Annotated in this window: 16 protein-coding genes and 1 tRNA gene; all 17 read right to left on the minus strand. The window is 37.8% G+C overall.

Translation table 11 applies throughout. The features are described from left to right. Positions 1-91 precede the first annotated feature (91 nt). A complete protein-coding gene (locus tag F564_RS0113395) occupies positions 92-316 on the minus strand; it encodes a UvrD-helicase domain-containing protein (RefSeq protein WP_028123102.1) in 225 nt (74 codons plus the stop codon). Between the two features lie 306 nt (positions 317-622). After that, positions 623-865, minus strand: coding sequence for a DNA polymerase ligase N-terminal domain-containing protein (locus F564_RS19270; protein ID WP_034981618.1), 243 nt, complete (start codon positions 863-865; stop codon positions 623-625). A gap of 95 nt (positions 866-960) precedes the next feature. Then, on the minus strand, positions 961-1,149 hold the full coding sequence (locus F564_RS0113405) for a DUF3606 domain-containing protein (RefSeq protein WP_028123103.1): 189 nt from the start codon (positions 1,147-1,149) through the stop codon (positions 961-963). Between the two features lie 261 nt (positions 1,150-1,410). Beyond that, positions 1,411-2,649, minus strand: a complete 1,239-nt coding sequence (locus F564_RS0113410; RefSeq protein ID WP_028123104.1) for a site-specific integrase — start codon at positions 2,647-2,649, stop codon at positions 1,411-1,413. Positions 2,650-2,898: 249 nt separating this feature from the next. Beyond that, a tRNA-Asp gene (locus F564_RS0113415) sits at positions 2,899-2,972 on the minus strand. A gap of 138 nt (positions 2,973-3,110) precedes the next feature. Beyond that, a complete protein-coding gene (trxA, locus tag F564_RS0113420; protein WP_028123105.1) occupies positions 3,111-3,428 on the minus strand; it encodes a thioredoxin in 318 nt (105 codons plus the stop codon). 69 nt (positions 3,429-3,497) lie between these two features. Continuing rightward, on the minus strand, positions 3,498-4,670 hold the full coding sequence (locus F564_RS0113425) for a cysteine desulfurase family protein (RefSeq protein ID WP_028123106.1): 1,173 nt from the start codon (positions 4,668-4,670) through the stop codon (positions 3,498-3,500). A 51-nt stretch (positions 4,671-4,721) separates the two neighbouring features. Further along, positions 4,722-5,309 (minus strand): HAD-IB family hydrolase, encoded by a 588-nt coding sequence (locus F564_RS0113430; protein ID WP_028123107.1) that lies wholly within the window; start codon positions 5,307-5,309, stop codon positions 4,722-4,724. Positions 5,310-5,327: 18 nt separating this feature from the next. Continuing rightward, positions 5,328-6,053 carry an SDR family NAD(P)-dependent oxidoreductase gene (locus F564_RS0113435; protein ID WP_028123108.1) on the minus strand — a complete coding sequence of 242 codons (726 nt, stop codon included), beginning with the start codon at positions 6,051-6,053 and terminating at the stop codon, positions 5,328-5,330. Positions 6,054-6,164: 111 nt separating this feature from the next. Next, a complete protein-coding gene (locus F564_RS0113440; protein ID WP_028123109.1) occupies positions 6,165-7,484 on the minus strand; it encodes an FAD-binding oxidoreductase in 1,320 nt (439 codons plus the stop codon). A 247-nt stretch (positions 7,485-7,731) separates the two neighbouring features. After that, positions 7,732-8,619: a decaprenyl-phosphate phosphoribosyltransferase gene (locus F564_RS0113445; protein ID WP_028123110.1), complete on the minus strand. Its 888-nt coding sequence runs from the start codon at positions 8,617-8,619 to the stop codon at positions 7,732-7,734. A gap of 86 nt (positions 8,620-8,705) precedes the next feature. Continuing rightward, positions 8,706-9,392 (minus strand): OmpA family protein, encoded by a 687-nt coding sequence (locus tag F564_RS0113450; protein WP_028123111.1) that lies wholly within the window; start codon positions 9,390-9,392, stop codon positions 8,706-8,708. A 17-nt stretch (positions 9,393-9,409) separates the two neighbouring features. Continuing rightward, a complete protein-coding gene (locus F564_RS0113455) occupies positions 9,410-9,907 on the minus strand; it encodes a lipocalin family protein (protein ID WP_028123112.1) in 498 nt (165 codons plus the stop codon). Between the two features lie 108 nt (positions 9,908-10,015). Continuing rightward, positions 10,016-11,698: a S8 family serine peptidase gene (locus F564_RS0113460; RefSeq protein WP_028123113.1), complete on the minus strand. Its 1,683-nt coding sequence runs from the start codon at positions 11,696-11,698 to the stop codon at positions 10,016-10,018. Between the two features lie 9 nt (positions 11,699-11,707). Continuing rightward, positions 11,708-12,328 carry a WbqC family protein gene (locus F564_RS0113465; RefSeq protein ID WP_028123114.1) on the minus strand — a complete coding sequence of 207 codons (621 nt, stop codon included), beginning with the start codon at positions 12,326-12,328 and terminating at the stop codon, positions 11,708-11,710. 193 nt (positions 12,329-12,521) lie between these two features. Then, complete coding sequence (gene lepB, locus F564_RS0113470; RefSeq protein WP_028123115.1) at positions 12,522-14,159, minus strand: signal peptidase I; 1,638 nt, start codon at positions 14,157-14,159, stop codon at positions 12,522-12,524. Positions 14,160-14,307: 148 nt separating this feature from the next. Continuing rightward, positions 14,308-15,006, minus strand: a complete 699-nt coding sequence (dapB, locus tag F564_RS0113475) for a 4-hydroxy-tetrahydrodipicolinate reductase (RefSeq protein ID WP_028123116.1) — start codon at positions 15,004-15,006, stop codon at positions 14,308-14,310. Positions 15,007-15,033 lie beyond the last annotated feature (27 nt).

A 15,033-nucleotide genomic window follows, 5' to 3' on the forward strand; every position in this document is an offset into this window, starting at 1 on the left:
TTTGGTACAATAAAAAAAGACGTCACAGTACACTGAAATACAAAACTATTGAAGAGTTTAATAATCAAAACAAAATTTATCAAAATGTAGCTTAACTTATACTGGAATTTTTATTTGCATATCCACTACTAGCAATTTCATCTGCGGCAGCATTTGTATAAGTTATAAGAGCTAAAGACTTATGTTTAGGAATAGACTCAAGTTTTTTTTGTGCTCTAGCAATTAGAGTTTTTGTTTTACCTGTTCCTGGAGAGGCGCTTACTATTGTATTTCCAGAGATTTCAAATGCTGCTTTCTTCTGCCTACTATTTAGCATTTATAGAAATTTTTTTACAATTTGCAATGTGTGTAATAGCATTTTTAATATAGCCTGGCACAATGAATTCCCCATAAATTAGCGCCCCTCCCTCAATTAAAATACTTAGTTCTTGAGCAAACCTTCCCTTTTTTATAGTATTGTCAATTCTTTTAATTAACTAAGACTCCCAAAGTTCAGGATTTTCCGTTGTTTTTTCAATTAAATTATCATAAGATTTTGAATGTCCTAAGTTTTTAAAGCATTCTTTTAAATATTCTGTATTGATATCAGATGAAGGAAATAAATCAATTTCTAATGTTTTTTTTAACCATACGGATGATCTTCTACCATCATCGCAAGTCTTTTGATATTCGGATCCAGTGAAGGCCCTTTCGGTACCGCCCAGCTTTTCAGGACGCCATCCATTTCCAGACGAAAATCATAATGCAAATGTGAAGCATCGTGTTTCTGAACGACAAATCTCAATTCTTTTCCTGACGGAACACCGCCGAAGGGTTCAGGTGTTTTGTCTTCTGATCTTTTTTTATGATATTTTGATAAGCTCATATTAATTTCTTTAACAAAAAAAATCTCCCTGACAATGCCAGAAAGATCAGATCATTAAAAAGCTTTCTGCTGTTTGCTGTTTGCTTTTTAAATTATTATTTATGCTTATCTTTTAAATAAGCTTCAAGTGTCTTGCGGTCATTAGACCCCGTTGCCCGGATTGCTCCGGTTACTGCCTGTGAGCTTACGCCCAGTTTATCTTTGAAATATTGAATTTCATAATTTTCAGAACCACTGACCTGGCTGCGGTCACGCTGGTCTTTTTTTGATTTATTGTCTGCCATAATGTGATTTTGATGAAAAGAAACAAATAAAATGCCAGTGTAATGACATCAATAGCCACAAAGCGAAGATTACATGTTGATTGTAGAATAAAAGTTTCAAAAGAAGAACCAATATTCATTTACAGAGCCTTATCCACAGGAACACGAAATTGGCTGCCTAGAAATAAGTTTTTGTACAAAAGTCACATCACATAATTCCATATTCTCAGTGATTTTCAAATAATTAATAAAAATAAGAATCCTTCAGTCAACCCAAATAACCTAACAACTTATTGCAATTTTCTTTTTATCAATAAATTTCTGTTTCAATTCCATCATATCCTCACTGACTTTTTCATCAAGTATTTTGGCATAATGCTGTGTTGTCTTAATACTCTTATGACCTAGCATTTTACTCACACTTTCAATTGAAACCCCGTTAGATAAAGTGATCGTTGTTGCAAAAGTATGGCGTGCAATATGATAGGTCAATTCTTTGTTAATTCCGCACAGGTCAGCAATCTCTTTAAGATATGCATTCATTTTTTGATTACTAAGAATAGGAAGCAACTTTCCAGTATTAAGACATACAGGGTGATTTCTATACTTTTCAATAATTTTCTCTGTTTGAGAAAGCAAGGGAATATTAGAAGTAGTTTTAGTTTTCTGACGTTTGGTATAGATCCATTGAGAACCATCAAGTCCTAAATTGATATTTTGGTATGTTAGTTTTTGAGTATCAATATACGCCAATCCGGTGAAACAGCTGAACAGAAAAATATCTCTTACCAAAGACAATCTCTCATTTTTAAAATCTTTGTCAAAAAGCAGTTCTACTTCCTTTTCATTAAGGAACATTCTTGTCACTTCATTGAACTTAGAATGATAGTTCATAAAAGGGTCTCGCTCCATCCATCCATTTGCAAGACAGATACGAATGATCTTACCAAAATTCTTGATATACTTTACTGCAGAATTATTGTTACAGGATCTTTCGGTTCTTAAAAAAAATTCAAAATCGTTCAGAAAGGCGTAATCAATCTTTTTAATTTCAACGTCGGCAACACTGTATTTCCATTTCAAGAAATCTTTGGTATGCTTTAGACAGGTCTTATAACGGGTTAATGTTCCTTGGGCAAATTCTTTTACAATCAGTTTTTCCATTCGATCATTGTGATCCTGAAAAACAGGAATGAGTGTTCTGGTCAGTTCACCTCTACCTACTACCTTATTTTTAAGAGCCTCAGAAGATACTGTTTCCTTATCTCTGATTAGTTCATGATAGGAATCATAAACTTTCTGCTCAAATGTTTTCAGATAAAAATTAAGTGATCTGCATTCTTCTGAAGAGCCGCTAACCTTCTGCATTGCAGAGTTCCATTTTGAAGGCTTTAATGTACGTTTTGTACTGACCTCGGATATTTTCCCATCAATTGTAATTCGTAAATATATAGGAGACTCTCCTACAGAATTGATTTTAGCTTTTTTCACATAGAAAAGTAAATTGAATGTCTTGTTCATTTCGTTTAGCTTTTGAGATTTAAAATTAATCTTAGCAAAAACTTATCACAAGATATTCAATTGCTGAACTAGCGACTGAAAAGGGTTTCTCTGAATTTTCAGTGACCTTTTTACACCTGCTTTAACAGGTCACTGAATAGGTCACTTTCAGATTGTGCTTTTTTAGTTCTCTTTGAACAGACATAAAACAAAAAAAAGCTTTAAAACATACGTTTTAAAGCTTTTTGTACTACATTGATATTGTAGTTGCGATCCGGACGGGACTCGAACCCGCGACCTCCGCCGTGACAGGGCGGCATTCTAACCAGCTGAACTACCGGATCTCTTGCCCAACAAACCAAGAAAACTATCGTCGTTTATTGTGGTTGCAAAAATACAACAATAATCCAGAACTGCAAATTTTAATCAAAAAAAAACGCTTCTCAATAGGAAAAGCGTTCATTTTCAATTGTATTAATTTTTTATAAGTAAGCACTTAGCTTCTCAGCGATCACCTCTTTTGGCGAAACTCCTACTATTTTATCTACTACTTCTCCATTTTTGAAGATCAAAACCGTCGGGATATTTCTAATCCCATAATCTACAGAGATCTGTTGGTTGTTGTCAACATCTACTTTCCCAACGACTGCTCTACCTTCAAAATCGTTTGCGATCTCCTCAATGATTGGTCCCAGCATTCTGCAAGGCCCACACCAAGCTGCCCAAAAGTCAACTAAAACTGGTTTATCTGAATTTAATACTGCTTCCTGAAAGGATTGATCTGTAATTTCTACTGCCATGATTTCTTGTTCTTTAATTAATTTTATAATACAAATTTACACAATTTATATTCTATTATATTCTGTTGATTATCTATGTAAACTATCAGCTTTTTCTATAACGAATGGGTTTCCTATGTCTTCCAAAGCACTCACCAATGCATCTATATCTGATTTTTTCGTATAATGGCTGAACGACACTCTTAAAGGCGTCTTATTGTCCAAGTCGTCTTCTGATAAGACAGACATCAATACCATAGAAGGTTTGGACGCTCCAGAACTACAAGCACTTCCTTGTGAAATGGCGATGCCTTTCATATCCAGCTGCAAACCAATCAATGGATTTTTATACGGCAGCAAAACATTCAGAACTGTGTACAGACTTTCATCATCAGCACTTCTCCCATTGAACTTGATTCCGGCAATTTTTTCTGTCAATTGCTGGATGGCGTAATGCTTGATGTCAAGAATATGGTTCTTGTAATCTTCCATTTTTTCCTGTGAGATCTCCCAGGCCTTTCCTAATCCTGCGATTCCAGTTACGTTTTCTGTGCCTGCGCGTAAAGATCTTTCTTGTGGTCCACCTGTGATAATCCCCTTCAATCCGGATGATTTTCTGACGAATGCAAAACCGGAACCCTTTGGCCCGTGAAATTTATGGGCACTGCAAGAGGCAAAATCAACAGGGATTTTAGAAAAATCCAAATCCATATGTGCCATCGTCTGAACGGTATCGGAATGGAAAAGAGCCTGATAGTCTTTGCAAAGATGCGCCACTTTATTGATATCCAGAATATTCCCAATCTCGTTGTTGGCGTGCATCAATGTTACCAATGTTTTTTTATCAGAGGCTTTGAGCGCTGATTCTAATTGATTCAAATCGAAATCACCGTTGGACTTTGGTCTCAGATAAACCAATTCCACACCTTTCAGTTTTTTCATTTCAAGACAGGTTTCGGCCACACATTTGTGTTCCAAGGCCGAAGTGATGATTCTTTCCACACCGAGATAATTGACCGCCGATTTGATGATCATATTATTGGATTCGGTTCCACAAGAGGTGAAAACGATCTCTCCAGGTGTCACTTTCAGAGATTCTGCAATCTTGCGCCTTACTTCCTCCAAAATGGTTTTGGCCTCCTGTCCAAGGCTGTGCGTGGACGACGGATTGCCGTAATTGAATTTTAACACATTCACCATACAGTCTATCACCTCATCGTCGAGAGGCGTAGTTGCAGCATTATCCAGATAAATTCTTTCCATTTTAAATTAATTTTTGAAGCCGAAAAAAGTTCGAGAAATTAAGGGACTAAATTAGTGAAAAAATCGGTAATGGGATTCATTAGCAAACTCAAACATGGCCTTATCTCCGGAGGTGTCTCCAAAAGCAATGATTTTATCGAATTTTCTATCACCAATTTCCACCTTTATTCTGTTGACTTTTTCTTCCTTGTTACAGTTTTTGCCATCAAATTTTCCTGTGAAAACACCATTGGAAAACTCTGCTTTTGTGGCCAATAAAGTCATATTAAATTTCTCAGCAAATGGTTTCACCCAAATATCCAAAGATGCCGACACAATATAAGATTCTGTATATTTTCTGTCTATGTTACTGATAAAATCCAAAGCGTTTTCTCTGAACAGACTTGGATAATGCTCTTCAAAGAACTGTTTTGCTTTTTTATCGATATAGTATCTTGATTCTCCTTTTAACATTGATGAAATGAAACTTTTCTTCACCGCTTCTGCATTGGCTAGTTTCAATTTTAATAAAATAAACAGCGGCACATGTTTCAGAAACTGAGCAGAAAATCTTGCAGGATCATAAAACTTCAAAAACATGAACATCGTGTCTTTGTGCGTAAGCGTTCCATCGAAATCGAATAAATATAGTTTTTTCATCAATGATTGTATGTTTTTTTAAAGCTTTAGTTTCTTAAAAATAAACTCAGGAATATTTCTGATAATCAGCATAATGATGGCCCAAATAGGTAAAACGTAAGCGACGTCCTTTTTATTTTTAAAAGCTTTATAAATCGCAGCGGCGGCTTTTTTGGGCGAAGCATTCAAAGCTGGATTCAGCGGTAAACCTTCCGTCATTTTGGTATCCATAAAGCCTGGTTTCACCGTGAGGACGTGTACTCTCTTATCAAAAAGATAATTTCTAAGGCCACTCAAATAAGCGGTTAATGCCGCTTTTGCAGAGCCGTAGATAAAATTACTTTGTCGCCCTCTTTCGCCTGCAACAGAAGACAAAACGATCATTGTTCCGGTTCTTTTCGATTCCATTTTCTGGGCGAAAAAATTGAGCACAGGTACTAATTTGGCGTAATTCACATCAATAATCCTTTCCGTATTCTCGTCATCGTAAAGTCCTTCTTCTGTACCGGAACCAAGGTAGCCGGCGGCACAAAACAAGACGTCAGAATGGATGTTTTCCAAAGTTTTGTAATCAATATCATTCATCAGATCCAGTGAAATGATCTGTGAATGCTGAAAAAACTTGACCTGAATATGACCAGCAAATTTCGCCGTCGTTTCTGGATTGGAACTCAGGAGATAAATGGTCTGAAATTTTTCGCCTTTTGCGAGACATTCTTCTACGAATGCCTGCGCCACTTCGGAATTACTACCTAATATGATCATATGATTAAACGCAGGAGCGCTAAGTTTTAGTTGTATTGTGTTTTTGATGAGTAACGCGTCATTGCGTATCGACGATTCTCAATATAGAGATCATCTTTGCGTAGCTTGCGTTTAATTTCCACCACTAATGATTCTTTTATGCTGAAGCGACACAAACTTGGATGAATCAACGTTCTGAAGGTAATTTGTAAGCGATGACCGGCTCATACTGTCTTTGGTCAAATAAATTCTTCCTCCGAAATCCTCTACTATGGAATCCAATTGATCGACTAGTTTTTCCAAACCTTTGTTGACCTTGAAATCCAACGCCAAAGTGTACCCTTCCATTGGGAAAGAGTTGTAAGCCTGCGGATTATTTTTCCCAAAAAGTTTTAGAACAGCCAAAAAAGAGCCGTTTCCACTTTTCGCGATGGTATCAAGGATTTGCCTCATTCCTTCTTGTCCGTTTTCCTTCGGGATGACCATTTGGTATTGGATGAATCCACTTTTCCCGTAGATCTTATTCCAATCATTGATGACATCCAAAGGATAGAAAAAGGTCTCGTAATCTATAAAATTATTGAGTTGCTTCTTGGTCTGTTTGTTATAAAAAAGGAAATTGAAAATCTTAATACTTAAAGAATTAAGGACAAATCCGGGGAAATAAAACGGGATTGTGGGTTTGGGTTTCTCTTTCAGCTTCAGGGTTTTCTTTTGAAGGCTGGATGGTAATTCTGCTTTCAAAGCATGTTCGCCTCGCATCAGGATAGATCTTCCTAAGTCTTTACCTTTTTGGAAACAATCGATCCAAGCTACGTTATAGGTCCAATCCTCGCTCTCATCAAACAACCGGAACACCTCATCCAGATTTTCGGCTTTGATGCTTTCCTGCCTGATGTAGGCAGATTCTATATTTTTCAATTTGAATTTGGCAGAAAGGATAATCCCCGTCAAACCCATTCCGCCGATTGTTGCCCAGAATTTATCTTGGTTTTCTTCTCTTGAACAGGTAAGGACTGCGGCATTTTCGTCCACCATTTTGAACTCGGTCACATATTCTGAAAAGCAACCTTCTGCGTGGTGGTTTTTCCCATGGACATCAGATGCGATGGCACCTCCGACGGAAATATATTTGGTTCCGGGTGTCACATACAGGAAATAGCCTTGCGGAACAGCCACTTCCAAAACTTCTGACAAAAGAACGCCGGCCTCACACTCGATCACGCCGTTTAACCTGTCAAAAGATATGAATTTATTAAGTCTTTTTGTGGAGAATATATGTTCGCCGAGAGAGGCATCGCCGTAGCAACGGCCATTTCCTCGGGCGATCACTTCGTTATGATCTTCTACAAATTGTTTGATTTTAGAAACAGAATCGTCTGACCTTATTTCCTTTTCTACCACGGGAAAATTGCCCCAATTGGTCACTTTTTGTACAAAATTCGGTTTCATCTGTTAATTGTTGTTTTTTTTAGAAATAAAATTTGACCTCCATAATATCTTCATCATTGTGTATTATTTTTAATTGATGTGATTATCCGTTATTCATCATAATGCCGATTTTTAACGCGAACTTCACAAAGTGTTTTTTTTAACTGCGCCCGTTTTAAGGTACACAAAGGCGTAAATCTAACAAATAATAGAAAGGCCTTTCAATTATGAGATGGCGAGCAATCATATTAATTTTTAGCCGTTATTTTTACTTTTTAAAATAGATCTGTAAAAGGAAAACGATGACCCAAAGAACAATTGTTACTTGGATATACCTGTCTTTATAGACTATCTTGGTAGGTGATTCGGTTTTGTTGTAAACCAGTGTTTGCTGCAGATATCTTAAGAATGCGAACACCACAAAAATCACAGTATAAAAAACCCTTGGGTGAAATCTTGCCTGGACTTCTGGTGACAATGTAAACATCAGGTAACAGATGATGGCCAATGTACAACTGATGGAGAGCGCGATATCTGCAAACTGAACATTGTAACCATCCAAAGCCTTTCTTGTTTTTCCGGAGACCTGGGCATTGATCAATTCGCCTCTTCTTTTACCAATCGCTAAAACTAAAGCCAAAACAAAGGTCAAAAGAATAGCCCAATTTGTCACAATAATGCCGGTAACATAGCCTCCGGCCAAAACCCTTAGGACAAATCCAATGGCGATAATACAGATATCTACAATGGCTACCTGCTTCAGTTTGAAGGTGTAGAAAAGATTCATCACAAAATAAAATGCGATGATCACACCAAATTTCCAAAAGTTGGTTTGGAAAATATAATTTCCTGTAAAAATAGAAGCGATCGCCAGTAAGATCAAAAATGCAAACAAAAGTACAGCACTTCTTTTGGAAACTACGCCGCTTGCTAATGGACGGTTTTTCTTTTCTGGATGTTTTTTATCCGATTCAATATCAAAATAATCATTGATGATATAAATAGAACTTGCAGTGAATGAGAAAACCAAAAACGCAAAAATACTTTGGTAGACCAAATGCGGATTTGTGATATTCCCTGAAAAAAATAATGGAGCAAAAACAAATAAATTCTTAACCCATTGTTCTACTCGTATTAATTTTAAATAGTTTTTCATCAAATGTTTAATAATTTTACAAAAGTAGCATTAAAATAAAAAAACCGCAAATTGCGGTTTATTATTTATTGTTAAATGAATGAATATTAATTTGCTTTTGCATCATTTATCATCTTCTCATTTGCTGTAATCGCAAATTCTACACGTCTGTTTTGTGCTCTTCCAGCATCTGTATCGTTGTTAGCAACTGGATTAGCTTCTCCCATCCCTTGTGGGAAAAGTCTTGTAGAAGCTACACCAGCAGACGAAAAATAACTTTTTACAGAAGCAGCTCTTTTGTCTGATAATGTCAGGTTGTAAGAATCACTGCCAACACTATCTGTATAACCGTAAATATTGATATTGGTATCTGGGTTATTCTTAAGAACGGTCACTAGTTTTTCAAGATTTGTTTTTGCAACCGTTGTCAAAGTGGATGAGTTGAAATCAAAATTAACGGTATTCTCGTGTAAAGTCACTTTGATACCTTCCCCTACTCTTTCAACCTCTGCACCTGGCAAAACTTCTTTTATTTCTTTCGCCTGTTTGTCCATTTTGTTACCAATCACACCGCCGGCAACGCCACCCACAACACCACCTAGCACAGCGCCTAACGGAGCATTGCCGCCTTTCCCGATGTTATTACCTAAAATACCACCCAAAACTGCACCAGCAGCTGTACCAATGGCGGCACCTTTTTGAGTGTTGTTTGCGTTTTGAACAGCTTCGCAACTTGTAATCAGAAGTGATCCTGAGATCATAAAAGCAGCGATATTTATTTTATTTAGTTTCATTTTAATTGTTTTATAGTTTATTTACCAGTTCTTACAAAATTATATCTGATTTGCATTGGCGATCCATTAGCATTGACAGATTGAACTAATGTAAAGCTATCAGCGGCTGGATTCTCTAAAATTAGCTGGTAACCTGCAGTCACTTTTTTTGCTTTTTCGCCTTCCGCTACTTTTTTAATAGACACGACGTTATTTTTATCTACACTAAATGTGATGGCCTGCGTTCTTTCCGGGCAAGCTGTGCTGCCGTGTAGATTGTAGGTCCCAGTACTGTTATTAGGGACCAAAGTCCAAGAACTGCCAATAAAGCAGCTTATCATCACACCTTCGTCAAAGGGCTTCACGCTGTATTCTTTGTTGTAATCAATATTAGAAATGTCCCACTGGCCTTTAAGATTCATCACTTCAGATCTCAATGTTTGAGCCTGTCCTGCAGACACTCCAGTTTTGTTTGAAGAACAAGATGCTGCTAGTAGTGAAGCACCTATAAGTCCTAAGAAAAGTGTTTTTTTCATAGTTTTAAAATTAATACTAAGATATTATAAAAAATTATGCCAAAAATAAAAAAACAAAAAATCTGAGATTAATCTCAGATTTTTTATAACTGTAAAAAAGAAATCCAATTAAAGTTTACTTTGATGTACCGATTTAGATGACTTTTTTTTTGCCTTTTTTGTAGATTTTACTGATGCATTAGACTTATAAAAATTAGAATATGCATATTCCGCCGCTTTTGCCACATCTATCACCCCTGCAGATCTTGATAATTTATCGAATCCATTGGTCGTATTGGCATTGGACGTTTTTACCAAAGCTTCGATGATCTGATCTGGCTTTAGATTTGGCATATAAGCCAACAATACCGCAGCAGCACCAGCCACTACAGGCGATGCCATAGAAGTTCCCTGCAAATATTCGTACTTACCATCTGGAACAGTCGAGTAGATCTTATCACCTGGTGCAAAGACATCTACCATTTTTGCGTCGTAGTTGGAGAAACTTGCTTTCAGCATTGCAGCATCATTGGTATTAGCACCTACAACGATCATATTATGGATGAAGGGCTTCTCATCCGTCTGTGCTTTGAAATTGGTTGGAAAATACTGGTGTTCAGCAATATCTTCGTTTTCATTTCCTGCTGCTTTTACCAAAAGGACACCTTTGCTTTCTGCATATCTGAATGCATCCCAAACCACATTTTTACCCGGCGAAACTGGTTTTCCAAAACTCATATTAAGGATTTTCGCACCATTATCCACAGCATAACGTACGGCATTTGCTACATCTTTGTCTCTCTCGTCTCCGTCTGGAACTGCTCTCACGGTCATAATCTTGGCTACTCTTGACGCCACACCATATTGGTTTTCTGATCCATTTACCAATCCAGCAATGATCCCTGCAACGTGTGTTCCGTGCTTTGCATCTGGGCCTTCGTAATGGTTGTTACCATAGCTTTTCTCAGCATAATCATCGTAGTTATCACCTACAATTGATGATCTTGGATCAAAATCGAGGTTGAAACCTTTCTCGGCCTGAGGCGTGAAATAATCTAAAGCTTCTTTCATCTGATTTTTAAGGTACTTTTCTACTTCGGCAGCTGGCTTTCCTGCCACCTGAGGATCGTTTGAAACCTGGGAAAGAACCTGCATCGCCATTGCATCCTGCTGGGTTGCTGGTTTGATGCCGGCTAAAGTTTCCTTGGTCAGATTTTTACCGTTCAACAGCTTTACCATATCCGGTATTGCGTTGTTGATCATTGTATAAAGCTGAAGACTTTGTTTTGCTTCTTCTCCTTTTTTGGTAAAAATATCTTTAGACTTCATGTACATTGCGAATTCTTCAGGCATTTTGGTTTGATTCTCTTTATTTTTAGCAGAATCTTCACCTTCAAAGAGTGGCTTATACTTTTTCACCACGCGGGTCACCTCCATATTGTCAATACTGACATCGCCATCTTTCCCACCTAGGAAATTCCAGCCATAAACGTCGTCTACGTATCCGTTTCCATCATCATCTTTACCATTGCTAGGTACTTCATTGGGGTTTTTCCACATATTTTTCACCAATCCTGGATGATCTACTTCTACACCACTGTCCAAAACACCCACAATCACAGTCTTTGGTTTGAGGCCTTTTGACTCCAAAAATTTGTAGGCATTCTCCGTATTCACGCCATAAACTTTTGTTGTTGCGAAGTCTTTATGATACCAGGTTTTGAGATCTTTGTCGTTTTCCGGTGCAACATCTTGCGCTGCTATCATTGCAAAACCGCTATAAAAAGCAGCTGCTATCAATAATTTTTTCATTCTAAATTTTTATTTAACTGATTTGATATTTTTGATATAAGTCAAACTTTCCGGGCCAATGTTACAGATCAGGTCCAAAATAGAAAGATCTTTTATAAATCCATTTTTATCGGAGAAGCTCTGATAATATTGTGCCATTTCTGCCTCGGATTCGGATTTGGCTGAGAATTTTGTTCTGTAATCTTCCGCTTCCGGGGTTTTGAAATATTCTTCTGTTAGGGTAAAATCCTTTTCGGTTTTAAGAATATTGAGGATCACTTTCAAGGCTTTGAGATTGAATTGTAATAAAGAATCAATCCGCTCTTCGAAGATCGATTTCAATTGATCTTCATAATATTCGAAATACGGTGTGCTTTGGTACGCAGTCTTGATGGATTTCCAATGGAGCTTTTGCCAGTCTTCTGCAAAAGAGACCTGAGTGTCTTTGTATTCTCGTTTTCCGGTATGTCTGACAGGAATTATTAAAGCTAACTTTCCGTTGGCGCCATAGATTGCAGTGCGGTTTCTGTACGTCTGTTTTGGAAAATTCTCAAACTGTTCGAATGTCATTTCGTTTTCAGGATTCAGAAAAACGGAGAACCACGAGATAGGTGGCAAGTAAAATAGCGGTAAAAGAATCTTGTTATTCATAATTGTTAAAACTAAAAAAACTTTGTTGAAGCACTGTAGACCTCAACAAAGTGTGATCTATTTATTTTGGATGACCAATGGCATAGCCCCGATAGAAGTGGCATCCTTTTTTTGCTGATGCCTACATGTTCTATATGGTAGCAAAACCTTGTCAGCAAAAAAAGATACAGCGGATAGCGGGATTAGCTCCTCCTTATTGATCTTCTTCTTTTTTCTTTTTGAACAGGTTGGCAAAGAAATCCCATCCGAAGAACAGCACCAAAATAATCACCGCAACCCACCAGTAGGATGTTTTGTTAGCTTCTCCTGTGTTGGTGGCTTTGAACATCCTGTCCCAACGGATCTTTTTCCCTGGTGCCTGATAAGTGGAATTGGCATCTGCAAACAAGCCTTCTACACTCATCCATGTAAACATTGGGCGTCCAACGATATTTTCTTCCGGTACAACGCCGAAATATCTGGCATCTAGCGACGCATCGCGGTTGTCCCCGATCATCATATAGTAATTCTGTTTGATGGTATATTGGTTGGCTTCCTGACCGTTGACGTAGATTTTTCCGTTCTTACTCTCCAGTTTGTTATGCTCATATTCTGAGATGATCCATTTGTATGTTGGCAGTGTTTCCTGATCCAACTTGACGACATCGCCTTTTTTCGGGATCCTGAGTGGTCCGTACCAATCTTGGTTCCACGGTTTGTTGACTGGATAGATGGAATTGGTTGTGTCTATATTTTTGGTGTAAGCTGTTTTATCGGCATTCAGTTTGAATCTTACTGCACCTTCTCCTTTCTTCTCTACCATTTCCGTCATCTCAATCACTTCCGGAAGTGCTTTGATGTCTTTGGCTGTCTGATCTGTCAAGCCTTGGAAGGCGTACTCGAATCCCTCATTGGTCTGGTTTTCCTGAACGGGAAGGAAACCGTAAGCTTTGTATAGTTGAGGCATGTCTAATTGGGAAGCCGTTTTCACCAAATAGCCGTGTTGCTGATATTCATCGCCTAGAATTTTCTCAGGAGCGTTGTTCACAAATAATCTTCCCGCACGAAACTCGATGACGTCTCCGGGAGTTCCTATACATCTTTTCACATAGGGATCTTTTCTGTCTATTGCTGTATGAACAGAATCCTGCGGATAGTTGAAAACCACGATGTCATATCGCTTGATCTCATCATAACCAGGAATCCTCAAATATGGCAATTTCACAGCATCCACATAAGATTTTGGGTCGTCTTTTGGGTTACCTTTCTGTCCAGAATCAAAGATAGTTCCCTGCAGAAATGGTAACGCCACAGGTCTCATCGGCATTCTGTAACCGTACGCCCATTTATTGACAAAAAGAAAATCACCTACAAGCAGTGTTCTTTCCATAGATCCTGTAGGAATCCCAAAAGGCTGTGTGATAAAAGCATGTATGATGGTGGCAAAAACGACAGCGAAAGTGACTGAACCCAAGAATGTTTCTTTCTTTTTGCTTTCTTCTTCCTCTTCGTCGGTTTCGATCTGTGGATCTTTGCTGTAATTGACAGTCGCCATAAAAATGAATGGAAGAATGACAGTCAGCAGCCCATTAAGCGCGCCTCTTTTCCCAAATTTTTTCATCAGGAAAATGTGGAAAGCCGACATCATGATAGGACCAACAATTGGCAAATAAGATAAAATTGCCCACCATTTTGGATGCTCTGTTTCCTTAAGAATGATAAAATAATTATAGAAAGGAACGAAAGAAAACAATGGATTGTAGCCCATTTTCTTGAATAACTTCCAAGTTGTAAGTCCCATCAAAACACTGATGATGAGCACATAAACGGCATAGGTAATGATGTAATTCATATTTTGTCTTTTGGCAATTGGCTGTCAGCTTATTGCAGTTTTTTTTTTATAATTAGTTTTTGAAGTGCGGTTTTTGTTACAGAAATTAATTCCTCAACGCTTGAAATAAATTTTTCCTTGATCTTAGAGGAAGCATTGAATTCAAAATTTAGAGACCTAAAACATCTTTCATAGCAAAAATGCCTTTTTTACCAACGATCCATTCTGAGGCAACTACTGCGCCTAAAGCAAATCCATTTCTGTTGTAAGCGGTATGTTTGATCTCGATCTCATCCACTTCTGACTTGTAGAAAACGCTGTGTGTTCCAGGAACTTCATCTTCACGGATGGCGAAAATCCCCAATTCTTTTTGTTTGGTTTCGTCCAGTTTCCAAGCTTCGAAGTTTGAATGATTAATGATTCCTTCTGCCAAAGAAATGGCTGTTCCGCTTGGTGCATCCAGTTTATGGATGTGATGGATCTCTTCCAGCTGGCAATTGTATTCAGAGAATCTGCTCATCATTTTAGCCAGATTTTCGTTGAGTGCAAAAAAAAGATTGACGCCCAGACTGAAGTTGGATCCGTATAAAAAAGCGGTGTTATTTTCCAGTGCTATTTTTTCGATTTCCCGTTTTTGCTCCAGCCATCCGGTTGTTCCACAGATGACAGGGATTTTATTTTCCAGGCATGTTTTTATGTTTTGAAAGGCGACTTCCGGATTGGAAAACTCTATGACCACATCGGGATGATTCAGGTTTTCAAGAGTTGGTGTTTCTCGTAATTTTGCTACGACTTCGTGGCCACGACTTTGGGAGATCTCATCGATGATTTTTCCCATTTTCCCGTAACCTACCAATGCTATTTTCATTTTTTACTACTATTTGGTTTGAACGCA

This window comes from Epilithonimonas tenax DSM 16811 (assembly GCF_000428485.1).
Classification (GTDB): Bacteria; Bacteroidota; Bacteroidia; order Flavobacteriales; family Weeksellaceae; genus Epilithonimonas; species Epilithonimonas tenax.

What these genes read in the sequence shown, in the direction of transcription:
- F564_RS0113395 (WP_028123102.1), bottom strand. Translation starts at nt 316, where the DNA reads ATGCTAAATAGTAGGCAGAAGAAAGCAGCATTTGAAATCTCTGGAAAT.
- F564_RS19270 (WP_034981618.1), bottom strand. Translation starts at nt 865, where the DNA reads ATGAGCTTATCAAAATATCATAAAAAAAGATCAGAAGACAAAACACCT.
- F564_RS0113405 (WP_028123103.1), bottom strand. Translation starts at nt 1,149, where the DNA reads ATGGCAGACAATAAATCAAAAAAAGACCAGCGTGACCGCAGCCAGGTC.
- F564_RS0113410 (WP_028123104.1), bottom strand. Translation starts at nt 2,649, where the DNA reads ATGAACAAGACATTCAATTTACTTTTCTATGTGAAAAAAGCTAAAATC.
- trxA (WP_028123105.1), bottom strand. Translation starts at nt 3,428, where the DNA reads ATGGCAGTAGAAATTACAGATCAATCCTTTCAGGAAGCAGTATTAAAT.
- F564_RS0113425 (WP_028123106.1), bottom strand. Translation starts at nt 4,670, where the DNA reads ATGGAAAGAATTTATCTGGATAATGCTGCAACTACGCCTCTCGACGAT.
- F564_RS0113430 (WP_028123107.1), bottom strand. Translation starts at nt 5,309, where the DNA reads ATGAAAAAACTATATTTATTCGATTTCGATGGAACGCTTACGCACAAA.
- F564_RS0113435 (WP_028123108.1), bottom strand. Translation starts at nt 6,053, where the DNA reads ATGATCATATTAGGTAGTAATTCCGAAGTGGCGCAGGCATTCGTAGAA.
- F564_RS0113440 (WP_028123109.1), bottom strand. Translation starts at nt 7,484, where the DNA reads ATGAAACCGAATTTTGTACAAAAAGTGACCAATTGGGGCAATTTTCCC.
- F564_RS0113445 (WP_028123110.1), bottom strand. Translation starts at nt 8,619, where the DNA reads ATGAAAAACTATTTAAAATTAATACGAGTAGAACAATGGGTTAAGAAT.
- F564_RS0113450 (WP_028123111.1), bottom strand. Translation starts at nt 9,392, where the DNA reads ATGAAACTAAATAAAATAAATATCGCTGCTTTTATGATCTCAGGATCA.
- F564_RS0113455 (WP_028123112.1), bottom strand. Translation starts at nt 9,907, where the DNA reads ATGAAAAAAACACTTTTCTTAGGACTTATAGGTGCTTCACTACTAGCA.
- F564_RS0113460 (WP_028123113.1), bottom strand. Translation starts at nt 11,698, where the DNA reads ATGAAAAAATTATTGATAGCAGCTGCTTTTTATAGCGGTTTTGCAATG.
- F564_RS0113465 (WP_028123114.1), bottom strand. Translation starts at nt 12,328, where the DNA reads ATGAATAACAAGATTCTTTTACCGCTATTTTACTTGCCACCTATCTCG.
- lepB (WP_028123115.1), bottom strand. Translation starts at nt 14,159, where the DNA reads ATGAATTACATCATTACCTATGCCGTTTATGTGCTCATCATCAGTGTT.
- dapB (WP_028123116.1), bottom strand. Translation starts at nt 15,006, where the DNA reads ATGAAAATAGCATTGGTAGGTTACGGGAAAATGGGAAAAATCATCGAT.